The organism is Pseudomonas sp. FFPRI_1 (assembly GCF_055384485.1).
Window position 1 is genome coordinate 2,182,653 of record NZ_AP029168.1, and the last position, 22,131, is coordinate 2,204,783.

At 64.7% G+C, this 22,131-nt stretch carries 23 protein-coding genes; 13 read left to right on the plus strand and 10 right to left on the minus strand.

Annotated features, from left to right (window positions below; translation table 11 throughout):
* The first annotated feature begins 74 nt into the window (after positions 1–74).
* From ccmA to ACZ5BO_RS09935, 11 genes are all read left to right on the plus strand, one after another.
* Complete coding sequence (ccmA, locus tag ACZ5BO_RS09885) at positions 75–710, plus strand: cytochrome c biogenesis heme-transporting ATPase CcmA (RefSeq protein ID WP_025132305.1); 636 nt, start codon at positions 75–77, stop codon at positions 708–710.
* Positions 707–1,375: a heme exporter protein CcmB gene (gene ccmB, locus ACZ5BO_RS09890; RefSeq protein ID WP_025132306.1), complete on the plus strand. Its 669-nt coding sequence runs from the start codon at positions 707–709 to the stop codon at positions 1,373–1,375. The genes ccmA and ccmB overlap by 4 nt, the downstream gene beginning before the upstream one ends.
* 90 nt (positions 1,376–1,465) lie before the next feature.
* On the plus strand, positions 1,466–2,221 hold the full coding sequence (locus tag ACZ5BO_RS09895) for a heme ABC transporter permease (RefSeq protein WP_464699470.1): 756 nt from the start codon (positions 1,466–1,468) through the stop codon (positions 2,219–2,221).
* Positions 2,218–2,394 carry a heme exporter protein CcmD gene (gene ccmD / locus ACZ5BO_RS09900; protein ID WP_011060018.1) on the plus strand — a complete coding sequence of 59 codons (177 nt, stop codon included), beginning with the start codon at positions 2,218–2,220 and terminating at the stop codon, positions 2,392–2,394. The genes ACZ5BO_RS09895 and ccmD overlap by 4 nt, the downstream gene beginning before the upstream one ends.
* Positions 2,391–2,846 (plus strand): cytochrome c maturation protein CcmE, encoded by a 456-nt coding sequence (gene ccmE / locus ACZ5BO_RS09905; protein WP_025132308.1) that lies wholly within the window; start codon positions 2,391–2,393, stop codon positions 2,844–2,846. The genes ccmD and ccmE overlap by 4 nt, the downstream gene beginning before the upstream one ends.
* Positions 2,847–2,849: 3 nt before the next feature.
* A complete protein-coding gene (locus ACZ5BO_RS09910) occupies positions 2,850–4,838 on the plus strand; it encodes a heme lyase CcmF/NrfE family subunit (protein WP_464699473.1) in 1,989 nt (662 codons plus the stop codon).
* On the plus strand, positions 4,835–5,371 hold the full coding sequence (locus ACZ5BO_RS09915; RefSeq protein WP_025132310.1) for a DsbE family thiol:disulfide interchange protein: 537 nt from the start codon (positions 4,835–4,837) through the stop codon (positions 5,369–5,371). The genes ACZ5BO_RS09910 and ACZ5BO_RS09915 overlap by 4 nt, the downstream gene beginning before the upstream one ends.
* Complete coding sequence (locus tag ACZ5BO_RS09920; RefSeq protein WP_464699476.1) at positions 5,368–5,838, plus strand: cytochrome c-type biogenesis protein; 471 nt, start codon at positions 5,368–5,370, stop codon at positions 5,836–5,838. Before ACZ5BO_RS09915 ends, ACZ5BO_RS09920 begins: the two co-directional genes overlap by 4 nt.
* On the plus strand, positions 5,835–7,040 hold the full coding sequence (gene ccmI / locus ACZ5BO_RS09925; protein ID WP_025132312.1) for a c-type cytochrome biogenesis protein CcmI: 1,206 nt from the start codon (positions 5,835–5,837) through the stop codon (positions 7,038–7,040). Before ACZ5BO_RS09920 ends, ccmI begins: the two co-directional genes overlap by 4 nt.
* A gap of 14 nt (positions 7,041–7,054) precedes the next feature.
* Positions 7,055–7,456 carry a hypothetical protein gene (locus ACZ5BO_RS09930; protein ID WP_464699478.1) on the plus strand — a complete coding sequence of 134 codons (402 nt, stop codon included), beginning with the start codon at positions 7,055–7,057 and terminating at the stop codon, positions 7,454–7,456.
* A gap of 108 nt (positions 7,457–7,564) precedes the next feature.
* Positions 7,565–8,707 carry a hypothetical protein gene (locus ACZ5BO_RS09935; protein ID WP_464699480.1) on the plus strand — a complete coding sequence of 381 codons (1,143 nt, stop codon included), beginning with the start codon at positions 7,565–7,567 and terminating at the stop codon, positions 8,705–8,707.
* A 26-nt stretch (positions 8,708–8,733) separates the two neighbouring features.
* On the opposite strand, the gene ACZ5BO_RS09940 is transcribed toward ACZ5BO_RS09935, so the two are convergent.
* Together ACZ5BO_RS09940 and ACZ5BO_RS09945 are read right to left on the minus strand one after the other, a co-directional pair.
* A complete protein-coding gene (locus ACZ5BO_RS09940) occupies positions 8,734–9,618 on the minus strand; it encodes a LysR family transcriptional regulator (protein ID WP_464699482.1) in 885 nt (294 codons plus the stop codon).
* Between the two features lie 124 nt (positions 9,619–9,742).
* The gene (locus ACZ5BO_RS09945; RefSeq protein WP_464699484.1) at positions 9,743–10,951 is read right to left on the minus strand and encodes an MFS transporter; all 1,209 of its coding nucleotides are present in this window, start codon (positions 10,949–10,951) and stop codon (positions 9,743–9,745) included.
* 262 nt (positions 10,952–11,213) lie between these two features.
* Between ACZ5BO_RS09945 and ACZ5BO_RS09950 the strand changes: the two genes are divergently transcribed.
* Complete coding sequence (locus ACZ5BO_RS09950; protein ID WP_025132317.1) at positions 11,214–11,843, plus strand: hypothetical protein; 630 nt, start codon at positions 11,214–11,216, stop codon at positions 11,841–11,843.
* Between the two features lie 137 nt (positions 11,844–11,980).
* A complete protein-coding gene (locus tag ACZ5BO_RS09955; RefSeq protein WP_464699487.1) occupies positions 11,981–12,430 on the plus strand; it encodes a RidA family protein in 450 nt (149 codons plus the stop codon).
* Between the two features lie 64 nt (positions 12,431–12,494).
* On the opposite strand, the gene ACZ5BO_RS09960 is transcribed toward ACZ5BO_RS09955, so the two are convergent.
* From ACZ5BO_RS09960 to gcl, 8 genes are all read right to left on the minus strand, one after another.
* A complete protein-coding gene (locus tag ACZ5BO_RS09960; RefSeq protein WP_464699489.1) occupies positions 12,495–13,496 on the minus strand; it encodes a sulfate ABC transporter substrate-binding protein in 1,002 nt (333 codons plus the stop codon).
* Between the two features lie 90 nt (positions 13,497–13,586).
* Positions 13,587–14,411 carry an ion transporter gene (locus ACZ5BO_RS09965; RefSeq protein ID WP_025132320.1) on the minus strand — a complete coding sequence of 275 codons (825 nt, stop codon included), beginning with the start codon at positions 14,409–14,411 and terminating at the stop codon, positions 13,587–13,589.
* A gap of 21 nt (positions 14,412–14,432) precedes the next feature.
* Complete coding sequence (locus ACZ5BO_RS09970) at positions 14,433–15,353, minus strand: urea transporter (protein WP_025132321.1); 921 nt, start codon at positions 15,351–15,353, stop codon at positions 14,433–14,435.
* A 111-nt stretch (positions 15,354–15,464) separates the two neighbouring features.
* Positions 15,465–16,880 carry a pyruvate kinase gene (gene pyk, locus ACZ5BO_RS09975; RefSeq protein WP_025132322.1) on the minus strand — a complete coding sequence of 472 codons (1,416 nt, stop codon included), beginning with the start codon at positions 16,878–16,880 and terminating at the stop codon, positions 15,465–15,467.
* Positions 16,870–18,150 (minus strand): glycerate kinase type-2 family protein, encoded by a 1,281-nt coding sequence (locus ACZ5BO_RS09980; RefSeq protein ID WP_464699492.1) that lies wholly within the window; start codon positions 18,148–18,150, stop codon positions 16,870–16,872. Before ACZ5BO_RS09980 ends, pyk begins: the two co-directional genes overlap by 11 nt.
* A 158-nt stretch (positions 18,151–18,308) precedes the next feature.
* Complete coding sequence (locus ACZ5BO_RS09985; RefSeq protein WP_025132324.1) at positions 18,309–19,199, minus strand: 2-hydroxy-3-oxopropionate reductase; 891 nt, start codon at positions 19,197–19,199, stop codon at positions 18,309–18,311.
* A 120-nt stretch (positions 19,200–19,319) separates the two neighbouring features.
* A complete protein-coding gene (gene hyi / locus ACZ5BO_RS09990) occupies positions 19,320–20,102 on the minus strand; it encodes a hydroxypyruvate isomerase (protein ID WP_025132325.1) in 783 nt (260 codons plus the stop codon).
* Positions 20,103–20,219: 117 nt separating this feature from the next.
* The gene (gene gcl, locus ACZ5BO_RS09995) at positions 20,220–21,995 is read right to left on the minus strand and encodes a glyoxylate carboligase (protein ID WP_025132326.1); all 1,776 of its coding nucleotides are present in this window, start codon (positions 21,993–21,995) and stop codon (positions 20,220–20,222) included.
* Positions 21,996–22,131 lie beyond the last annotated feature (136 nt).

Genomic DNA, 22,131 nt, shown 5'->3' on the forward strand with positions numbered 1-22,131 from the left:
GCGAATGCATTTATCCTGCATCTCTTTAACGGCCGCTCGATTGCCGACTTGAACCCGTAAAGGCCTGTTATCCCTTGACCAGCCCCCTTCTCGAAGCCCTAGCACTCGCCTGTGAGCGTGATTGGCGGATGCTGTTTGAACACCTCGAGTTGCGTCTGAACGGCGGAGACATGGTGCAGATCAGCGGCCCCAATGGCAGCGGCAAGACCAGCCTGCTGCGTTTGCTCGCCGGCCTGATGCAACCCACCAGCGGTCAGGTACTGCTCAATGGCCAGCCCTTGCACGATCAGCGTGGCGAGTTGGCCCGCAACCTGTTGTGGATCGGCCATGCCGCCGGCATCAAGGACCTGCTGACGGCCGAGGAAAACCTCAGCTGGCTCTGTGCCTTGCACCAGCCAGCCTCGCGCGAGGCCATCTGGCAGGCCCTGGCGGCCGTCGGCCTGCAGGGGTTCGAAGACGTGCCCTGCCACACCCTGTCTGCCGGCCAGCAACGGCGCGTGGCCCTGGCCCGCCTGTACCTGGACAGTCCGCCGCTGTGGATCCTCGATGAACCGTTCACCGCCCTCGACAAGCAGGGCGTGGCCCAGCTCGAAGAACACCTGGCCCAGCACTGCGAGCAGGGCGGCTCGGTGATCCTGACCACCCACCACAGCCTGTCCCGCCTGCCCCCGGGCTATCGCGACATCGATCTGGGGCGGTGGGCCGCATGAAAGTCTTTGCCTTGTTGGTGGCCCGCGAATCGCGCCTGTTGTGCCGGCGTCCGGCGGAACTGGCCAATCCTTTGGTATTTTTCGCAATTGTTGTCGCACTGTTCCCGCTGGCCGTGGGACCTGAGACACAATTGTTGCAAACCTTGTCTCCAGGGCTGGTCTGGGTCGCGGCATTATTGTCCGTCCTGCTCTCGCTGGACGGGCTTTTCCGCAGCGATTTCGAAGACGGATCCCTTGAACAGTGGGTCCTTTCGTCGCACCCCCTGCCTCTTCTGGTTCTGGCCAAGGTGCTGGCACACTGGGTGTTTTCCGGGTTGGCACTGGTCTTGCTCGCACCCTTGTTGGCGGTGATGCTGGGGCTGCCTGCCGCCTGTCTGCCGGTGCTGCTGATGTCCTTGCTGCTGGGCACACCGGTGCTCAGCCTGTTGGGCGCGGTGGGTGCGGCATTGACCGTGGGGCTCAAGCGCGGCGGCCTGTTGCTGGCGTTGCTGATCCTGCCGATGTACATCCCGGTGCTGATTCTTGGCAGTGGCGCCCTGCAGGCGGCATTGCAGGGCATGCCGGCTACCGGATACCTGCTGTGGCTCGGGAGCCTGACCGCTCTGGCCGTGACCTTGACACCCTTTGCAATAGCGGCTGGCCTGAAGATCAGCGTCGGCGAATAATAATGAGGTCTGATCATTTTTTGATCACTTCTTTCTAAGAAAAGACCCAGGCTTTTCGACCACGAAAAGCACCCGTGATGGAAATAGTGAATGAACTGGACTTGGTTTCATAAGCTCGGCTCGCCTAAATGGTTCTATGGCATCAGCGGCAGGATGCTGCCCTGGCTCAGCATTGCCGCGGTGTTGCTGATCGCTGTCGGCGTGATCTGGGGCCTGGCCTTTGCGCCACCGGATTACCAGCAAGGCAACAGCTTTCGCATCATCTACATCCATGTGCCGATGGCGATGCTGGCTCAGTCCTGCTACGTCATGCTGGCCGTGTGCGGTGTGGTCGGACTGGTGTGGAAAATGAAACTGGCCGATGTCGCCCTGCAATGCGCGGCGCCCATCGGGCACTCGATCACCTTCCTGGCCCTGGTCACCGGGGCAATCTGGGGCAAGCCGACCTGGGGCTCGTGGTGGGTCTGGGATGCCCGTCTAACCTCGATGCTGATCCTGCTGTTCCTGTACGCCGGCCTGATCGCGCTCAATGCCGCCATCAGCAACCGCGACAGCGCGGCCAAGGCCTGCGCGGTGCTGGCGATTGTCGGCGTGGTGAACATTCCGATCATCAAGTACTCGGTGGAATGGTGGAACACCCTGCACCAGGGCGCGACCTTCACCTTGACTGAAAAGCCGGCCATGCCGGTGGAAATGTGGCTGCCGCTGCTGCTGACGTCCTTGGGCTTCTACTGTTTCTTCGGTGTGCTGCTGTTGCTGCGCATGCGCCTTGAGGTGCTCAAGCGCGAAGCCCGGACCAGTTGGGTCAAGGCCGAAGTCCAACGCAGCCTGGAGGCCGCCCAATGAGCTTTGCATCCTTCAGCGATTTTCTCGCCATGGGCCATCACGGCCTCTATGTCTGGTCGGCCTATGGCATTTGCCTGGTGGTCCTGGCGCGTGAGCTGGTGGCGCCGATCCTGGCGCGCAAGCGTTATCTGCAACAAGAGGCGCGTCGTCTGCGCCGGGAGAACGGTAAGTGAATCCGCTGCGTAAAAAGCGTCTTTTGATTATCCTGGCGATTCTGCTGGGCGTCGGCATTGCCGTCGGCCTGGCCCTCAGCGCGCTGAAGGAAAACATCAACCTGTTCTACACCCCGACCCAGATCGCCAACGGCGAAGCGCCCCTGGATACGCGAATCCGCGCCGGCGGCATGGTCGAGGCCGGTTCGCTGCAGCGTTCCGCCGACTCCCTGGACGTGAAATTCGTGGTCACCGACTTCAACAAGTCGGTGACCATCACCTACCGCGGCATCCTCCCGGACCTGTTCCGCGAAGGGCAGGGCATCGTCGCCCTGGGCAAGCTCAACGCCGATGGCGTGGTGGTGGCCGATGAGGTGCTGGCCAAGCACGACGAGAAGTACATGCCGCCGGAAGTCACCAAGGCCTTGAAAGACAGCGGCCAGTCGGCACCGACGCCAGCCAAAGAGGGTTAAGCCATGAGCTCCGCACTGTTCGTTCCCGAACTCGGCCACCTGGCGATGATCCTCGCCCTGTGCTTTGCCCTGGTCCAGGCCGTGGTGCCCTTGCTGGGTGCCTGGCGCGGCGACCGCCTGTGGATGAGCCTGGCCCAGCCGGCGGCCTGGGGCCAGTTCGCCTTCCTGGCGTTTGCCTTCGGTTGCCTGACCTACGCCTTCATGAGTGATGATTTCTCGGTGGCCTATGTGGCCAGCAACTCCAACAGCGCCTTGCCCTGGTACTACAAGTTCAGCGCGGTGTGGGGTGCCCACGAAGGCTCGCTGCTGCTCTGGGCGCTGATCCTCGGCGGCTGGACCTTCGCCGTGTCGGTGTTCTCGCGGCAGTTGCCGCAAGTGATGCTGGCTCGGGTGCTGGCAGTGATGGGCATGATCAGCACCGGCTTCCTGCTGTTCCTGATCATGACCTCCAACCCGTTTTCACGAATCCTGCCCCAGGTCCCGGCCGACGGTCGCGACCTCAATCCGTTGCTGCAGGACATCGGCCTGATCGTTCACCCGCCGATGCTCTACATGGGCTATGTCGGCTTCTCCGTGGCCTTCGCCTTCGCCATCGCCGCCTTGCTCGGCGGTCGCCTGGACGCGGCCTGGGCCCGCTGGTCGCGGCCCTGGACCATCGTCGCCTGGGCCTTCCTCGGCATCGGCATCACCCTGGGTTCCTGGTGGGCCTACTATGAGCTGGGCTGGGGCGGCTGGTGGTTCTGGGACCCGGTGGAAAACGCTTCCTTCATGCCCTGGCTGGTGGGCACGGCGCTGATCCACTCCTTGGCCGTGACCGAAAAACGCGGGGTGTTCAAGAGCTGGACCGTGTTGCTGGCCATCGCTGCTTTCTCCCTGAGCCTGCTGGGGACCTTCCTCGTGCGTTCCGGGGTCCTGACCTCGGTCCATGCCTTTGCCTCGGACCCCGAGCGCGGCGTGTTCATCCTGATTTTCCTGCTGTTCGTGGTGGGGGGGTCCCTGACCCTGTTCGCCCTGCGCGCGCCGGTGGTCAAGAGCCAGGTGGGTTTCAACCTGTGGTCGCGGGAAACCCTGCTGCTGGGCAACAACCTGGTGCTGGTGGTGGCAGCCTCGATGATCCTGCTGGGCACCTTGTATCCACTGGTGCTCGACGCCCTGAGCGGGGCCAAGATGTCGGTGGGCCCGCCGTACTTCAACGCCTTGTTCATTCCGCTGATGGCGCTGCTGATGGTGGTGATGGCGGTAGGCGTGCTGGTGCGCTGGAAAGACACCCCGGTGAAGTGGCTGGCGGGCATGCTCGGTCCCGTGCTGCTGGGCAGCGTGGCCCTGGCGGTGGTGGCCGGGGTGGCCTACGGCGACTTCAACTGGGCGGTGCTGGCGACTTTCCTGCTGGCGGCCTGGGTGCTGCTGGCGGGAGTGCGCGACATTTTCGACAAGACCCGTCACAAAGGCCTGATCAAGGGCCTGCCTAGCCTGACCCGCAGCTACTGGGGCATGCAGCTGGCGCACCTGGGCATCGCCGTCTGCGCCCTGGGTGTGGTGCTGTCGAGCCAGAACAGCGCCGAGCGCGACCTGCGCCTGGCGCCGGGCGAGTCCATGGACCTGGCCGGCTACCACTTCATCTTCGAAGGCGCCAAGCACTTCGAGGGGCCGAACTTCACCTCCGACAAGGGCACCGTCCGCGTGGTGCGCGATGGCAAGGAAGTGGCAGTGCTGCACCCGGAGAAACGCCTGTACACCGTGCAGAGCTCGATGATGACCGAGGCCGGGATCGACGCCGGCTTCACCCGTGACCTGTATGTCGCCCTGGGCGAACCGCTGGGCGATGGCGCCTGGGCGGTGCGGGTGCACGTCAAGCCGTTTGTGCGCTGGATCTGGTTCGGTGGCCTGCTCACTGGTTTCGGTGGCTTGCTGGCGGCCATGGACCGGCGTTATCGGGTCAAGGTCAAAAGCCGTGTGCGCGAGGCGCTGGGCATGACAGGAGCGACCGCATGAGACGCTGGATGATGATGTTGCCCCTGGCGGTGTTCCTGGTGGTGGCGGTGTTCCTCTATCGCGGCCTGTACCTGGATCCGGCCGAACTGCCGTCGGCGATGATCGGCAAGCCGTTCCCGGAGTTCTCCCTGCCTTCGGTGCAGGGCGACAAGACCCTGACCCGTGCCGATCTGCTGGGCAAGCCGGCCCTGGTCAACGTCTGGGCCACCTGGTGCATTTCCTGCCGGGTCGAGCACCCGGTGTTGAACAAACTGGCGCAGAAGGGCGTGGTGATCTACGGCGTCAACTACAAGGACGTCAATGCCGACGCCCAGAAGTGGCTGGCCGAGTTCCACAACCCCTACCTGCTGGACGTGCGTGACGAGGAGGGCTCCCTGGGCCTGAACCTCGGTGTCTACGGCGCCCCGGAAACCTTCTTCATCGATGCCAAGGGCATCATCCGCGACAAGTTCGTCGGGGTGATCGATGAGGTGGTCTGGCGCGAACAGCTGGCGGCCAAGTACCAGGCCCTGGTGGACGAGGCCAAGCCATGAAGCGCTGGTTAGCTGCTGCCATCCTGGGCCTGAGCATCGCCGGCGTGGCCCACGCCGCCATCGATACCTACCAGTTCGCCAATGACGCCGAGCGTGAGCGCTATCACGAGCTGACCAAGGAACTGCGCTGCCCCAAATGCCAGAACCAGGACATCGCCGACTCCAACGCGCCCATCGCCGCAGACTTGCGCAAAGAGATTTTCCGCATGCTCGGCGAGGGCAAGGACAATCAGCAGATCATCAACTTCATGGTCGACCGCTACGGTGACTTCGTGCGCTACCGGCCGGCCCTGACCGGCAAGACTGCGTTGCTCTGGTTCGGCCCCGGTGCGCTGCTGCTGGGCGGCCTGGTGATCATTGTCGTGATAGTCCGGCGGCGTCGCGTACAGCGCAACGACAGCCCGGCCACGCTTTCCGTCGAAGAGCGTCAGCGCCTCGACCAACTGCTGGATAAAAACCACCCATGATTGATTTCTGGCTTGCGGCAGGCCTGCTGCTCCTGATCGCCCTGAGTTTCCTGTTGATCCCGGTCTTGCGTGAGCGTCGTGCCCAGCGTGAAGAGGATCGTACCGCGCTGAACGTGGCGCTTTATGAAGAGCGCGTGGCCGAATTGCAGAGCCAGCAGCAAGAAGGCGTGCTCAGTGCCCAACAGATGGACAGTGGCCGCGCTGAAGCGGCCCGGGAACTGCTGGCCGACACCGAAGGCACAGGCCCGGCGCGCACTTCGCGCCTGGGCAAGCCGCTGCCACTGCTGGCAGCACTGCTGGTGCCGATCCTGGGCCTGGGGCTGTACATGCACTTCGGTGCCAGCGACAAGGTCGAGCTGACCCGCGAGTTCGCCCAGGCACCGCAATCCATGGAAGAAATGACCCGGCGCCTGGAGCGTGCGGTGGCGGCGCAGCCGGATTCTGCCGAGGGCCTGTACTTCCTCGGCCGTACCTACATGGCCCAGGACCGGCCGGCGGACGCGGCGAAGATCTTCGAGCGCACCGTGGCCCTGGCCGGGCGTCAGCCCGAGCTGCTGGGGCAGTGGGCCCAGGCCCAGTACTTTGCCGACAACAAGCAATGGTCGGACAAGGTCAAGGAACTGACCGACGAAGCCTTGAAGGCCGACCCCAATGAAGTCACCAGCCTTGGCCTGCTGGGGATCGCCGCCTTCGAGGGCGGGCGTTTCCAGGACGCCATCGATTACTGGAAGCGCCTGCAGGCACAGTTGCCGCCGGACGATAACTCCCGCGCTGCGCTGCAGGGCGGTATTGATCGCGCCAGCGAGAAGCTGGTGGCCGAGGGCGGCAAGGTCGCGACGCAGCCTGCGGTCAAGGCCAAGGGTGCGTTGCTCAAGGTCCGGGTCGACCTGGCCCCCGAACTCAAGGCCAAGGTCCAGCCCGGTGACAGCGTGTTCATCTTCGCCCGCGCCACCCAGGGCCCGCCGGCGCCGCTGGCGGCCAAGCGCCTGACGGTGGCCGACCTGCCAGCCACCGTCGAGCTGGGGGACAGCGATGCAATGATGCCGCAGTTGAAACTGTCGAACTTCCCTGAAGTCCAACTGGTTGCGCGCGTCTCACGTGCCGGCCAGCCCACGGCCGGTGAGTGGGTCGGGCACAGTCAGCCACTGGCCAGCAGCACCACGGCCGCCCAGCAGTTGACCATCGACCGTCCGGACCAATAATCAGAGAAGCCGCCATGACCGCCATCGCTCGCATCACCCTGTTGTCACTGGTCCTGGGGTTGAGCGCTTGTACGGTGCATCGGCCGCAGCCCGCTTCCTCCGAACCCATCCCGCCTGCGGGGCCGAGCACACGCCCGGTCCCGTCTACGGCTCCGGGCACGCCCAGCGCGCCTATTCCTGCCGCCAAGCCTTTGCCCCGCACCTCCGCCAGCTTTGCCCCGCCACCGGGTGGTCATAGCCACTGGGATGCGCGGCTTGGGGTCTATGTGCTGGACAACCAGAGCAACACCTTCTATCGCCAGCGTACCTATTACCGTTGGAACGACGGTTGGAGCCGTTCCATCAGCCCCGACGGCCCCTGGGAAGACACCGACATCCACGGTGTACCTGCCGGGCTCGGACGCCAGTTCCAGTAGTCGCCGAAAGCTGCAGGCCAGAGCCTGCGCCCCGAGCAGTTTATTTAAGCCTCGGGCCCTCTGGCCGATACAGCGGGGTGTTCCCGAGTATCAGCCGTTGAGCGCCCGATGAAGAATGACCTGAACAAACCCTATTTTGCGCCGATGGTGTCTTGGCTGGCCGTGGTCTGTGTGCTGTTGCTGGCGTATGGCTTTGGTCCGGCCGAGGTGCCGGAGCTGATCTACCTGTCGCTGGAGCCGGCGTGCCTGCTGGTGGCGTTCGCCTTCATGTACTACTTCTTCTGCTGGAGCTTCATATCGGTCTTTCGTCTGGGCGAGATCGGCTGGAAGCGCGTGGACTACGGCTGGCTGCTGCTGGCGTCCCTGGCCCTGATCAGCGCCACCCAGGCGGTGCGCGTGGACTGGTTCCAGACCGACTACCAGTTGGCGCAGCAGGCCCAGGCCGGGCTGCAGCGGCGGGTGGCCACCGAGATCGACGACATGCTGGGCGTGGAGCACTGCAAGGCCGCCGTTGATCGTTACGAGCCCCAGGATGCGGCCCAGGTCAGCAGCCTGTGCGAGCGTTTTGCAGCACTGGAGCGCACCGCCGACGGGCGCCTTTCGGCCTTGGCGGTGGTCAAGGTGCAGCAGGCGCTGGGGGATATCCGCGGCGAATATACGGCGGCCCCCATCAGCCAATGGCTGCAGGGCTTGAGCGCAAGCATCAAGGAACTGGAGCAGCAGCGGGCCGAGGTACGGCGGCTGAGCGGGCTGGTAACGGTCAGCGCTACCGAGAGGCTCTACAGCTACTTCGTGCCCTTGCTGCTGGTGATCGCCCTGGCATTGCGTGCTTCCAAGGTCACCGGCGAAGTGCTGCTCAAGGCACCGCGGCGGCGCAAGTTGTGGCTGATCGTCAACCGCCGCGTGGTCATCGATGGCCTGGGCTTTGCCCGTGGCGCCCGGGTCCGGCTGGACGAAGCCCTGGGCAACTGGCGGGTAGCCCGCTGGGGGGTGGTGCACCTGGGCTGCGACTTCATCGGCGCGCCCGGCCCTCAGGACACCCCGGTCCCGGTCACTCCGGGCTTCTACGAAAATGAATTCCAGTTGGCCCGCCTGACTGACTTCGACAGCAGCGAGTTCGTCGAGTGGGCCGCGAGCCAGACCATCGACACCTTGTACCTGGTCGGCGAAACCGACCTTGAACTGATCGAGCGGCTGCGTCGCTGGGGCGAGGCGGCAGGCATTGAAGTGCTGATTCGCGAGCGGATCTGAGGCGGGCGACGCCAGCGCCCGGGACTTCAGGACCCGGCCAGCAGGGGTTGCACATACTCGACAAACGCCCGGGCCTTGGCGCTGGTCATGCGCCCGCTGGGAAATACCGCCCATAAGTGCTGGGGAGGCAGTTGCCATTGAGGTAACACGGCCTTGATCGCGCCACTGGCCAGCTCCGGGGCGAACATCCACTGGGAGGTCACGGTCAGCCCGAGGTGGGCCAGCACCGCCTCGCGCAGGCCTTCGGCGGCGTTGACCCGGATCCGACCATTGGCGGTTATCCAGTGTTCTTCCGCCCCCCGAGTGAAGCCCCAGGTGGTCCCCCCGGCCAGGCTGTAGAGCACCGCCTGATGCCGGTCCAGTTCTGCGGGGTGGGCCGGCTCGCCGTGGCGGGCGAAGTACTGCGGCGTGCCCATCACCAGGCGCGGGCATTCGCCAATCTTGCGCGCCGTGAGGCTGGAGTCGGTGAGATTGCCGATCCGCAGGGCCACATCCACCCCGGCTTCCACCAGATCGATATTGCGATCGTCGAGCACCGCGTCGATGTGCAATTGCGGGTGCTGATCGAGGAAGGCCCCCAGATGGCCAATGATGTGCATGCGGGCAAAGGTTACCGGGGCGCTGATGCGCAGCGTGCCACGCAATCCTGCCGCCGAGCCGCGTGCGGCATGCTCTGCTTCGTCGGCTTCTTCAATGGCGCGCTTGGCTCGCTGGAAGAACGCCAGTCCGGCCTCGGTCGGGGTCAGGCCGCGGGTCGAGCGCAGCAATAAGCGCACCTTCAGGTGTGCTTCCAATTGGGCGACGCTTTTCGATACGGCGGGCTGGCCGATGTTCAAGCGTCGGGCGGCAGCGGAGAACGAGCCGCTTTCCACCACGTGGACAAAGGTTTCCATTGCTGCCAGACGGTCCATCGGGGTGTCCTTGAAGGCTGGGGGCGGATTCGCCGGCAATGGGCTCGTGCTCCTGGCCGGACAATGCCGGGCCGGTCAACCTGACCATCCCCGGCGGGGTTGCTCAGCGCATCGCCTGCTTGGTTCAGGCACTGGTCCGACGGGCTGCGGTCGGTACGCAGAGAAAACGTGCCAGGGCCAGCAGCGGGAAGGCGCTGCCGACGATGACGATCCACAGCCAGCCGCCGTGCTCGTATACCGCACTGGCGATCGAAGAACCAAAGGCCCCGCCGATGAAGATGCTGGTCATGTACAGCGCATTCAGACGGCTGCGGCTATGGGCATCCAGGGTGTACACCGCACGTTGCCCCAGCACCATGTTCATCTGTACGCAGAAATCCAGGACCACCCCGGTCACGGCCAGGCCAATGACGCTGTAGGCCGGGTGGACAAAGGCCGGCAGGAAGCTCAGCACGGCGAACAGCATGGCCAGCAGCGAGGCGATGCGGGTATGCCCGGCATCGGCCAGGCGGCCGCTGATGGGGGCGGCAATGGCGCCGATGGCACCGACCAGGGCAAAGAGCGCGATCTCGCTCTGGGACAGGCCATGGTTGCGCGCCAACTCCAGGGGCGCGGCGGTCCAGAACAGGCTGAAGGCGGCGAACATGCAACCCTGGTAGAAGGCCCGCTGGCGCAAGACCGGCTGCTGGCGCAGCAGGGTTGCCAGGGAGCGCAGCAGTTGGCCATAGGTGGCGCTGTGGTTGGGCTGGCGCTTGGGGATGGTGAGCAGCAGCACCAGGCTGATGGCCGCCATCAGTGCAGCGGCGGCGATGAACATGGCCCGCCAGCCGAAGTGGTCGGCCACCAGGCTCGAGACCGGGCGAGCCAGGAGGATCCCCAGCAGCAGGCCGCCCATGATGCCCCCGACCACGCGACCCCGGGATTCTTCAGGCGCCAGGTGCGCCGCCAGGGGAATCAGGATCTGCACCGACACCGAGCTGAAGCCGATCAGCAGCGACACCAGGAGAAAGGCATTGGGTTGCTGGGTAAAGGCCGCCCCCAGCAGGCTGGCGATGGCCACCAGGGTGGTGATGATCATCAGCCGGCGGTTTTCCAGCAGGTCGCCCAGGGGCACCAGGAAGAACAGCCCCAGGGCATAGCCGATCTGGGTCAGGGAGACGATCAGGCTGGCCAGGGAACTGGACAGGCCCAGGTCCGGGGCGATCAGTTCGATGATCGGTTGCGCGTAGTAGATGTTGGCGACGATGGCGCCGCAGCAGAAGGCGAACAGCGCCACCATGCCTCGGGTCATTGTCAGGCTGCCGGCCGGCAGCGCCTGGGAGATGGAAGTCATCAGGGTTCTCTTGGCGACGAAAGGATCGAGCGAGATTAAGAGACAGCGCGCTAACGCAGTAGAGAGGGCCGGGCAATAGCATTCATTCCTGTGGGGAATAAATGACCGAGGGAAGAACGAACGGATATGGCCGGGCGTGCCGCTGCCGAGGGTCGATGATACATTTACTTACATCCTGTTCGATAGCATGCTCATCTTCTTCGGGAGCCCTTGAGCCGGTGGTCGGCTTTGCGCTCCGCCTTTGTGCAGAGGAGTCGGCCTTATGAATCGATCGTTACCCGGCCTGTTGTGCAGCATGCAGTGTCTTGCCCTGGTGATCCTGCTGGGCAGTGTCCTGGCCCAGGCCCAGGACGCCCCGGGCATGCGCATTGGCGTGCGGGGGGAAATCACCGGAGTCAGCGGCGACGTGCTGCGGGTGCATGCCAACAGCGGCGAGAATGTCAGTGTCGATCTCACGCCGCAGACCCAGGTGCGCGCCGTGACCCTGGCCAATATCGAAGACATCAAGCCCGGCAGCTATATCGGCTCGGCGGCCATGCCCATGGCCGACGGCACCCTCAAGGCCATGGAAGTGCATGTATTCCCACCGCAGCTGGCCGGCACCGGCGATGGCCATCGGCCCTTCGACCTGGCCAAGGGCAGCAGCATGACCAATGGCAGTGTCGGTGACCTGGTGGTGAGCAATGGCCGCACCCTGACCGTCAACTACAAGGGGGGCCAGCAGAAGATCCTGGTACCGGACGACGTGCCCATCGTCAACCTCGCTCCCGGCGATCGCAGCCTGCTCAAGACCGGGGTCAAGGTGGTGATGTTCGTCACCCAGAGCGCCGACGGCAAACTCACCGCGCAATCGATTTCCGCCGGCAAGGACGGGGTTGCACCGCCGATGTAAGGGGCTGTGCCTGGGGCACTGGGCACGGGATCCCGTCGAGCCTTGCATTGCCAAATGTTGCAGCGCGGTAGTTGCGGTGGAAGTCGGTGGGGCCTTGGTTTAGGGTTTCCGGTCGTTCAGTACGGCAAGGACCCCTTATGGAGAAGTCAACGTTCAATCCGGCCAGTGTGTTCAATTCATTGCAGTACGGCTTCAGCCAGGCGGTGGAGGTCCGTGGTGGCCGGCGCCTGTTGCTGTCCGGCCAGGTGGGGGTGGATGAGCAGGAGCGTACGGTGGGCCCGGGCCTGCGGGAGCAGACCGAGCAGGCCTTCGACAACATCGCGAAAGTCCTGGCCGAGGCCGGTGGTCAGCTGGCGGATGTGGTGATGCTGCGGATCTACATCGCCGAAGCGGCCCGGGAGCAGCAGGATCACATCAGCGCGGTGCTGCTGGAGCGTTTTGCCAGCCAGCCGCCAGCGTCTTCCTGGATCATCGTCAGCGGGCTGTCATTGCCGGAGTGGCTGATCGAAGTCGAGGCAGAAGCGGTGCTGGAGGAGCGGTTCCAAGTGGTCGAGGCGGCGTTGTTCAGCCCGGCCCGGGCCCTCTGAGCCCGGTGATAGCACTATAAAAAAAGCGACCGCCAGGGTCGCTTTTTTCATTCACGGCTTCGGGTCACTTGGCGTTGGTGTAGATCTGGTCGAAGATCCCGCCGTCGTTGAAGTGGGTCTTCTGCACGCTGCGCCAGTCACCGAAGGTCTTCTCCACCGAAAGGAAGTCGACTTTCGGGAAGCGGTCGGTGTACTTGGCCAGCACCTTCGGGTCCCGTGGGCGCAGGTAGTTGTTGGCGGCGATTTCCTGGCCTTCCGGCGACCACAGGTACTTCAGGTATTCCTCGGCCGCGGCACGGGTGCCTTTCTTCTCCACCACCTTGTCCACCACCGATACCGGCGGCTCGGCTTCGGCGGACACGCTCGGGTAGATCACTTCGAACTGATCGCGGCCGAATTCCCGGGCGATCATTTCCGCTTCGTTCTCGAAGGTCACCAGCACGTCGCCGATCTGGTTGGTCATGAAGGTGGTCGTCGCGGCGCGGCCACCGGTGTCCAGCACCGGCGCCTGCTTGAACAGTTTGCCGACAAAATCCTTGGCCTTGTTCTCGTCGCCGCCGTTCTTCAGCACGTAGCCCCAGGCCGAGAGGTAGGTGTAGCGGCCGTTACCCGAGGTCTTGGGGTTGGGCACGATCACCTGCACGCCGTCCTTGAGCAGGTCCGGCCAGTCTTTCAGGGCCTTGGGGTTGCCTTTGCGCACGATGAACACGGTGGCCGAAGTGAAGGGGGCGCTGTTGTCCGGCAGGCGGGTCACCCAGTTGTCCGGTACCAGCTTGCCGTTGTCCGCCAGGGCGTTGATGTCGGTGGCCATGTTCATGGTGATGACGTCCGCCGGCAGGCCATCGATGACCGAGCGCGCCTGCTTGCTGGAGCCGCCGAAGGACATCTGCAGGGTGATGTTCTCGTTGTGCTCGGCTTTCCAGTGTTTCTGGAAGGCGGAGTTGTAGTCCTTGTAGAAGTCGCGCATCACGTCGTAGGAGACGTTGAGCAGGGTCGGTGCGGCCTGGGCGGCACTGCCCAGGGCCAGGCCGGCAGCCAGTAGCGAGGCGCTGAAAAGTTTTTTCACTGCACATTCCTTTTATTCGAGAGTGAAGGCCATTTGCCGCCGACTATAGCCGGGGCGCTATATCTCTTTAAAGATTAAAAAGATCTTTGCTTATTCCATTTTCTTGAACAGCGCATTGCCACAGCGAGAGCAGAACGCCGCGGCGGGTTCGTGGCTGTTTTTCCGGCACACCGGGCAGTCGTGCTTGAGCTGTTCGCCGCGCATGGCGCTGGCCAGTTCGGCGGTGAAGATCCCGGTGGGCACGGCGATGATCGAGTAACCGGTGATCATCACCATGGACGAGATCATCTGGCCGAGCACGGTCTTGGGCACGATATCGCCGTAGCCCACGGTGGTCAGGGTGACGATGGCCCAGTAGATGCCCTTGGGAATGCTGGTGAAGCCGTGTTCCGGGCCCTCGACCACGTACATCAGGGTGCCGAACACCGTGACCAGGGTGCAGACGCAGAGCAGGAACACCAGGATCTTCTGCTTGCTGCCGCGCAAGGCGTCCAGCAGGTAATGGGCCTGCTTCAGGTAGGGGGCGAGCTTGAGCACACGGAAGATCCGCAGCATGCGGATGATGCGGATGATCAGCAGGTACTGGGCGTCGCTGTAATACAGGGCGAGGATCCCGGGGACGATCGCCAGCAGGTCCACCAGGCCATAGAAGCTGAAGGCGTAGCGCAGCGGCTTGGGTGAGCAATACAGCCGCAGGCCGTACTCGATGGCGAAGATCAGGGTGAAGCCCCATTCGATGTAGGCCAGGACGTTGGCATAGTCGCGGTGCACCTGATCGATGCTGTCGAGAACCACGATCACCAGGCTGGCGAGGATGATCAGCAGCAGGGTGGTGTCGAAGCGTCTTCCAGCCACGGTATCGGTCTGGAAGATCATCACGTAGAGGCGTTGCCGCCAGTTGTCGCTGTTGCCCATGGAAATCGCCTGAATCGAAAGTCAGCGAAGCCTAGGGGGATTTGCCGAAGGAGCGCAAGGCACATCGTCCCGGGCTTGCGCGCCGAAGATCCGGCTGCCGGCGCGTACCAGCCAGCAGGCCAGGACAAAGGGCGCGGTCAGGGGCGGCAGCCCCAGGGCCACCAGCCCCGGAGTGATCAGCAGGGCCAGGAGCATGCCCAGCAGCGGCGGCCAGGGGCGCCGAGCCTGGGGGCCCAGGGCCAGGCCCACCAGGGCGCAGTTGTAGCCACCCAGGCCGAGCAGGGCCTGGCTGTTGTCCTGGAGCATCAGGCTGAAGGCCAACCCTGCAGCGGAACCGGCCAGGGCCCAGAGCGCCGCACGCCGGCTGGCCAGCGCCAGCCCGAGGGCAATCAGCAGCCCGGCCAGCGGGTATCCGAGGAACATGATCTGTCCCAGCCCCTGCAACAGGGCACTGCCCAAGCCGGTGGCGGACAGTGCGGGGGAGAGAGGAGGAAGGCTCGGCAGGGTCTCGAACAGGCTCAGCAGCAACCAGCCGAGGCCGACGAAGGGCGCCGTGTAGGCCGGCAGGCTGCCAGGGTTCTGGGCGCGCTTGAGCCACTGCTGGGTAATGATCGCGCTCAGGCCGCCTGCGGCGATGATCAGCGGTGGCAGCAGCACCGACCAGGGCAGGAAGAGGCTCAGCAACAGGCCCAGCAGCACGCCGTTGTAGCTGAACAGCCCGGCTTGCCGGTCGGCTTTGGAGTACCCCCGCTGTTGCGCGGTGAGCAAACCGGCCAGGGCGCCCAGCAGGGCGCCGCCGAAAAGGGCTGGAGCGCAGACCAGGATCGCCAGCAGGCACAGCAGGCCGCACAGCGGGTGACGCTGGAGGAAGATCTGACTGAAACCGTTGAGCAGGGCCGTGGCCCAGTCAGGGCAGAAAGCGTTGAAAGACTGTGAAGGCATGACGGACATCAGTGGATACGAGCCTTGGCGGACGCTGCACTCGATCCGCAAGGCACCCTCTGCGGGAGGCTCTGTACGGATCGGTTGTGCAGCGGCATCGAAGGCCGCAGGTCAGAGAAGGGTTTCGACGCGCAGCGAGTTGGTCGTACCCGGTTGGCCAAACGGCACGCCGGTGGTGATCACCACGGTGTCGCCGCGCTTGGCCAGGCCTTGGGCCTGGGCAATCTCCAGGGCCGTGGCGCAGACCTCGTCGACCTGGCGCAGGCGGTCGTTGACCACCGAGTGCACGCCCCAGGCCACGGTCAGGCGGCGAGCGGTCTGCAGGTTGGGTGTCAGGTTGAGGATCGGCACCGACGGACGCTCACGGGCGGCGCGCAGGGTCGAGCTGCCGGACTCGCTGTAGTTCACCAGCACCGCCACCGGCAGGATGCTGCACACCCGACGGATCGCGCAGCTGATGGCGTCGGACACCGTGGCCTCGGCCTGGGGCCGGCTGACGTCGAGCTGGGTCTGGTAGTCCGGGCCGGTCTCTACCTGGCGGATGATCTTGCTCATCATCTGCACCGCTTCCAGCGGGTATTCGCCGGAAGCGGTTTCCGCCGACAGCATCACCGCGTCGGCCCCTTCGGCCACGGCGTTGGCGACGTCGGTCACCTCGGCCCGGGTCGGCGCCGGTGAGAAGCGCATGGACTCCAGCATCTGCGTGGCCACCACCACCGGCTTGCCCAGCTGGCGGCAGGTACTGATGATGTTCTTCTGGATCTGCGGCACGGCTTCCGCCGGGACTTCAACCCCCAGATCACCGCGGGCGACCATGATCGCGTCGCTCAGCTCGGCAATTTCCCGCAGTTGAGTGACGGCCGAAGGCTTCTCGATCTTGGCCATCAGGTAGGCCTTGTCGCCGATCAGTGCACGGGCTTCACGGATGTCTTCCGGGCGTTGCACGAAGGACAGCGCCACCCAGTCCACTCCCAGTTCCAGGCCGAAGCTCAGGTCGCGGCGATCCTTGGCGGTCAGCGGGCTGAGGTCGAGCACTGCCTGGGGCACGTTGACGCCCTTGCGGTCCGACAGTTCGCCGCCGTTGAGCACCGTGGTGTCAATGGCGTCGGCGTGCTTGGCGATGACTCGCAGGCGCAGCTTGCCGTCGTCCAGCAGCAGGTCCATGCCCGGCTCCAGTGCAGCAATGATCTCTGGATGGGGCAGGTTGACCCGCTGGGCATTGCCCGCTTGGGTGTCGAGGTCCAGGCGCAGGGATTGGCCGCGGACCAGTTGGACCTTGCCGTCGGCGAAGGTGCCGACCCGAAGTTTCGGCCCCTGCAGGTCCATGAGGATGCCCAGGGGGTGGTTCAGCTCTTTCTCGATCTGGCGGATCCACTGGTAGCGCTGGGCGTGGTCGGCGTGGGTGCCGTGGCTGAAATTGAGGCGGAAAATGTTCACTCCGGCCTGTACCAGCTCACGGATATCTTCGATCCCGTCGATGGCCGGACCCAGGGTGGCGAGGATTTTGACCTTCTTGTCAGGCGTCATGTTTGGGGCTCTCGAGAATCAGGATGGCGCGGAAGTCGTTGACGTTGGTACGGGTCGGCTCGGTGACGATCAAATCGCCCAGGGCCTCGAAGTAGCCGTAGCCATTGTTGTTGTCCAGCTCGTTGCTGGCGCTCAGGCCCAGGGCCGCGGCGCGGGCATAGCTGTCCGGGGTCATGATGGCGCCGGCGTTGTCCTCGGAGCCGTCGATGCCGTCGGTGTCGCCCGCCAGGGCGTAGATCCCGGGGTGGCCCTTGAGGCTGTCGGTGAGGCTCAGGAGGAACTCGGCGTTGCGCCCGCCACGGCCATTGCCGCGCACGGTGACGGTGGTTTCACCGCCGGAGAGGATCACGCAGGGCACGGCCAGGGGCTGGCCATGCAGGGCCACTTGCCGGGCGATGCCGGCGTGGACCTTGGCCACCTCGCGGGATTCGCCCTCCAGGTCGCCGAGAATCAGCGGGCTGAAACCGGCCTGGCGGGCTTTCACCGCCGCCGCTTCCAGGGACTGCTGGGGGCGGGCGATCAACTGGAAGTGGCTGCGCGCCAGGCTCGGGTCGCCCGGCTTGACGGTTTCCGACTCGGGGCTCTGCAACCAGCTGCGTACCGCTGCGGGTACCTCGATCCCGTAGCGCTTGAGAATCCCCAGGGCTTCGGCCGAGGTGCTCGGGTCGGCCACGGTGGGGCCGGAGGCGATGACCGTAGCCAGGTCGCCGGGAACATCGGAAATCGCATAGGTATAGACCGTGGCCGGAAAGCAGGCCTTGGCCAGGCGTCCGCCCTTGATCGCCGAAAGGTGCTTGCGCACGCAGTTCATCTCGCCAATGGTGGCGCCGGACTTGAGCAGGGCCTTGTTGATCGCTTGCTTGTCGGCCAGGGTGATGCCGGCAGCAGGCAGGGCCAGCAGCGCCGAACCACCGCCGGACAGGAGGAAGATCACCCGGTCCTGCTCGCTGAGGTTGCTGACCAGTTCCAGCACCCGCTTGGCCACGGCCAGGCCGGCGGCGTCGGGCACCGGGTGAGCGGCCTCGACCACTTCGATCTTGTTGCAGGGCGCGCCGTGGCCGTAGCGGGTGACCACCAGCCCGCAGACTTCGCCCTGCCAGGCGCGTTCCACCACCTGGGCCATGGCTGCGGCGGCCTTGCCGGCGCCGATGACGATGACCCGGCCGCTGCGGTCGCTGGGTAGATAGGCTTCGAGAACGTGTTGCGGATGGGCGGCGTCGATGGCTGTGGCGAACAGCTCACGCAGGAATTGTTGCGGATCGACCGACATGGCGGGCTCCCGGATTTCTTGTTATGGGGGGGCTTGAAGCTGGGTGTAGCCGCCGCCGAAAGCGGCGACGGTGTGTGCAGGGCCTTTCCCTGGCCCGCTGCGAAGCGTCTCCTGCGTGAGCCTTCGCAGCCTGCGGCAGCGGCTACAGACAGTGCGTGTTACTTGTCGCGGATCGAGAAGTTGGCCATGTGCTCCAGGCCCTTGATCAGGGCCGAGTGGTCCCAGTTGCCGCCACCTAAGGCGGTGCAGGTGCTGAACACCTGCTGGGCATTGGCGGTGTTGGGCAGGTTGATGCCCAGCTCGCGGGCGCCGCTCAGGGCCAGGTTCAGGTCCTTCTGATGCAGGTTGATGCGGAAGCCCGGGTCGAAGGTGCCCTTGATCATGCGCTCGCCGTGCACTTCGAGGATCTTCGAAGAGGCGAAGCCGCCCATCAGCGCTTCCCGCACCTTGGCCGGATCGGCGCCGTTCTTCGAGGCGAACAGCAGGGCCTCGGCCACCGCCTGGATGTTCAGCGCGACGATGATCTGGTTGGCCACCTTGGCGGTCTGGCCATCGCCGTTGCCACCCACCAGGGTGATGTTCTTGCCCATGCTCTGGAACAGCGGCAGGGCACGTTCGAAGGCTTGGCTGTCACCGCCGACCATGATGCTCAGGGTCGCGGCCTTGGCCCCGACTTCGCCGCCGGATACCGGGGCATCCAGGTACTGGGCGCCTTTCTCGTTGATCTTGGCGGCAAAGGCCTTGGTCGCGGTGGGCGAGATCGAGCTCATGTCGATGACGATCTTGCCCTTGCCGATCCCGGCAGCGACGCCGTCGGCGCGCAGCAGCACGTCTTCGACCTGGGGGGTATCGGGCACCATGACGATGATGAACTCGGCTTCCTGGGCCACTTCCTTCGGCGAGGCCAGGGCCACGGCGCCGGCGGCGATCAGATCGGCCGGAGCCTTGCCGTGATGCTCGGACAGAAACAGGCTGTGACCGGCTTTTTGCAGGTTCGCAGCCATTGGGTGGCCCATGATGCCGGTGCCGATAAATCCGATTTTAGCCATGATGAAAATCCTCTATTCAGACAGACCTTGTAGGAGCCGGCTTGGCGGCGAAGGCGGCCGCCAGGGCGCTGCAAGGCTTCGGGCCTGTTTGCCGGCGAGCCGGCTCCTACGGGGACGGGTTCAGATCGCGTTGTGGGTCTTCAGCCAACCGAGGCCGGCTTCGGTGGTGGTCAACGGCTTGTACTCGCAGCCGACCCAGCCCTGGTAGCCGATGCGGTCCAGGTGCTCGAAGAGGAAGCGGTAGTTGATTTCACCGGTGCCCGGCTCGTTGCGCCCGGGGTTGTCCGCCAACTGGATATGGTTGATCTGCTCCAGGTGGTTGGCCATGGTCCGCGCCAGGTCACCTTCCATGACTTGCATGTGATAGATGTCGTACTGCAGGTACAGGTTGGCGCTGCCCACCTGTTCGCGGATCGACAGCGCCTGGGCGGTGTTGTTGAGGTAGAAGCCGGGAATGTCGCGGGTGTTGATGGCTTCCATCACCAGCTTGATGCCGACGGCCTGGAGCTTGTCGGCGGCGTACTTGAGGTTGGCGACGAAGGTCTTTTCCACTAGCGCCTGGTCTGCGCCCTGGGGGCGGATCCCGGCCAGGCAGTTGACCTGGGTATTGCCCAGCACCTGGGCGTAGGCGATGGCCAGGTCGACCCCGGCCCGGAACTCCTCGACCCGGTCGGGCAGGCAGGCGATACCGCGCTCGCCCTTGGCCCAGTCACCGGCCGGCAGGTTGAACAGCACCTGGGTCAGGCCATGGGCGTCGAGCTGGGTCTTGATCTCGGCGGAACTGAATTCGTAGGGGAACAGGTATTCGACACCGCTGAAACCGGCATCGGCGGCCGCCTTGAAGCGGGCGAGGAAGTCCTGTTCGGTGAACAGCATGGACAGGTTGGCAGCAAAACGCGGCATGGTGGTCTCCTGTGGTTCGGTCAAGCCTAGGGCTGGCGCCAGGGGGCGGGCGGCCCGGGCGCAACCTCTGGCGGGAGGTTGCGTCCGGTGCCCGGCCGGTGCCAGCGGCCAGGGGTATCAGTCGAGCAGGGAAATTGCGGTGGGGGCGTCGTTGCCCACCAGCGCCAGGTCTTCGAACTCGTTGACCGCGTTGATTTCGGTGCCCATCGAAATATTGGTCACACGCTCCAGGATGATCTCCACCACCACCGGTACCTTGAAGGTCTTGAGCATTTCCTGGGCCTGGCGCAGGGCCGGCTGGATGTCCTTGGGTTCGAATACCCGCAGGGCCTTGCAACCCAGGCCCTCGGCCACCGCGACGTGGTCGACGCCATAGCCGTTGAGTTCCGGCGCATTGAGGTTGTCGAAGGACAGCTGCACGCAGTAGTCCATCTCGAAGCCGCGCTGGGCCTGGCGGATCAGCCCGAGGTAGGAGTTGTTCACCACCACGTGGATGTACGGCAGGTTGAACTGCGCGCCCACTGCCAGTTCTTCGATCATGAACTGGAAGTCGTAGTCGCCGGACAGGGCCACCACCTGGCGGTTCGGGTCGGCCTTGACCACGCCCAGGGCCGCGGGAATGGTCCAGCCCAGGGGGCCGGCCTGGCCGCAGTTGATCCAGTGGCGTGGCTTGTAGACGTGCAGGAACTGCGCGCCGGCAATCTGCGACAGGCCGATGGTGCTGACGTAGCAGGTGTCCTTGCCGAACACCTGGTTCATCTCCTCGTAGACCCGTTGCGGCTTGACCGGCACGTTGTCGAAGTGGGTCTTGCGGTGCAGGCTGGCCTTGCGCTGCTGGCAGTCATTGAGCCAGGCGCTGCGATCCTTCAGCTTGCCGGCGGTCTGCCATTCGCGGGCCACTTCCAGCAGCACGGTCAGGGCGCTGCCGGCGTCGGAGACGATGCCCAGGTCCGGGGTGAATACCCGGCCGATCTGGGTCGGCTCGATGTCCACGTGGATGAACTTGCGGCCTTCGGTGTAGACGTCCACCGATCCGGTATGGCGGTTGGCCCAGCGGTTGCCGATGCCCAGCACCACGTCCGACTTGAGCAGGGTGGCGTTGCCGTAGCGATGGGAGGTCTGCAGGCCGACCATGCCCACCATCTGTGGGTGATCGTCAGGGATGGTGCCCCAGCCCATCAGGGTGGGGATCACCGGGATGCCGGTCAGCTCGGCGAACTCCACCAGCAGGTCGCTGGCATCGGCGTTGATCACGCCGCCACCGGCCACCAGCAACGGGCGCTCGGCCTGATCCAGCAGGGCCAGGGCCTTCTCGGCCTGGATCCGGGTGGCCGAAGGCTTGGCCAGGGGCAGGGGCTGGTAGGCGTCGATGTCGAATTCGATTTCCGCCATCTGCACGTCGAACGGCAGGTCGATCAGCACCGGGCCAGGACGGCCCGAGCGCATTTCATAAAAGGCTTTCTGGAAGGCATAGGGCACCTGGCCCGGCTCCAGTACGGTGGTCGCCCACTTGGTCACCGGCTTGACGATGCTGGTGATGTCCACGGCCTGGAAGTCTTCCTTGTGCAGGCGAGCACGAGGCGCCTGGCCGGTGATGCAGAGAATCGGGATGGAGTCGGCGGAGGCGCTGTACAGGCCGGTGACCATGTCGGTGCCGGCAGGGCCCGAGGTCCCGATGCACACGCCGATATTGCCGGCCTTGGTGCGGGTGTAGCCCTCGGCCATGTGCGAGGCGCCTTCAACGTGTCGAGCGAGCACGTGATCGATGCCGCCGACCTTCTGCAACGCGGAATACAGCGGGTTGATGGCGGCACCCGGGATGCCAAAAGCGGTATCGACCCCTTCGCGGCGCATCACCAGAACGGCGGCTTCGATTGCTCTCATTTTGCTCATGGTTTTGTGCCTCTTACGTTTTGTAATTGTATACAAGTGGCTTTCCGCAAAGTGTATTCACGGCGGGTGGCGCAGGTCAATCCATTTTCTTGAGCTACAGTGGCTTTCACCAAGACCCCGATAAACCGGCGTCCTT

Bases quoted from the DNA above. Each gene is read 5' to 3' on its own strand.
- ACZ5BO_RS09945 (WP_464699484.1), bottom strand. From the start codon at position 10,951: ATGACTTCCATCTCCCAGGCGCTGCCGGCCGGCAGCCTGACAATGACC.
- ACZ5BO_RS09940 (WP_464699482.1), bottom strand. From the start codon at position 9,618: ATGGACCGTCTGGCAGCAATGGAAACCTTTGTCCACGTGGTGGAAAGC.
- ACZ5BO_RS09920 (WP_464699476.1), top strand. From the start codon at position 5,368: ATGAAGCGCTGGTTAGCTGCTGCCATCCTGGGCCTGAGCATCGCCGGC.
- pyk (WP_025132322.1), bottom strand. From the start codon at position 16,880: ATGACGCCTGACAAGAAGGTCAAAATCCTCGCCACCCTGGGTCCGGCC.
- ACZ5BO_RS09915 (WP_025132310.1), top strand. From the start codon at position 4,835: ATGAGACGCTGGATGATGATGTTGCCCCTGGCGGTGTTCCTGGTGGTG.
- ccmD (WP_011060018.1), top strand. From the start codon at position 2,218: ATGAGCTTTGCATCCTTCAGCGATTTTCTCGCCATGGGCCATCACGGC.
- ACZ5BO_RS09955 (WP_464699487.1), top strand. From the start codon at position 11,981: ATGGAGAAGTCAACGTTCAATCCGGCCAGTGTGTTCAATTCATTGCAG.
- ACZ5BO_RS09930 (WP_464699478.1), top strand. From the start codon at position 7,055: ATGACCGCCATCGCTCGCATCACCCTGTTGTCACTGGTCCTGGGGTTG.
- ACZ5BO_RS09895 (WP_464699470.1), top strand. From the start codon at position 1,466: ATGAACTGGACTTGGTTTCATAAGCTCGGCTCGCCTAAATGGTTCTAT.
- ACZ5BO_RS09935 (WP_464699480.1), top strand. From the start codon at position 7,565: ATGAAGAATGACCTGAACAAACCCTATTTTGCGCCGATGGTGTCTTGG.
- hyi (WP_025132325.1), bottom strand. From the start codon at position 20,102: ATGCCGCGTTTTGCTGCCAACCTGTCCATGCTGTTCACCGAACAGGAC.
- ACZ5BO_RS09970 (WP_025132321.1), bottom strand. From the start codon at position 15,353: ATGCCTTCACAGTCTTTCAACGCTTTCTGCCCTGACTGGGCCACGGCC.
- gcl (WP_025132326.1), bottom strand. From the start codon at position 21,995: ATGAGCAAAATGAGAGCAATCGAAGCCGCCGTTCTGGTGATGCGCCGC.
- ccmB (WP_025132306.1), top strand. From the start codon at position 707: ATGAAAGTCTTTGCCTTGTTGGTGGCCCGCGAATCGCGCCTGTTGTGC.
- ACZ5BO_RS09950 (WP_025132317.1), top strand. From the start codon at position 11,214: ATGAATCGATCGTTACCCGGCCTGTTGTGCAGCATGCAGTGTCTTGCC.
- ACZ5BO_RS09985 (WP_025132324.1), bottom strand. From the start codon at position 19,199: ATGGCTAAAATCGGATTTATCGGCACCGGCATCATGGGCCACCCAATG.
- ACZ5BO_RS09980 (WP_464699492.1), bottom strand. From the start codon at position 18,150: ATGTCGGTCGATCCGCAACAATTCCTGCGTGAGCTGTTCGCCACAGCC.
- ACZ5BO_RS09910 (WP_464699473.1), top strand. From the start codon at position 2,850: ATGAGCTCCGCACTGTTCGTTCCCGAACTCGGCCACCTGGCGATGATC.
- ccmI (WP_025132312.1), top strand. From the start codon at position 5,835: ATGATTGATTTCTGGCTTGCGGCAGGCCTGCTGCTCCTGATCGCCCTG.
- ACZ5BO_RS09965 (WP_025132320.1), bottom strand. From the start codon at position 14,411: ATGGGCAACAGCGACAACTGGCGGCAACGCCTCTACGTGATGATCTTC.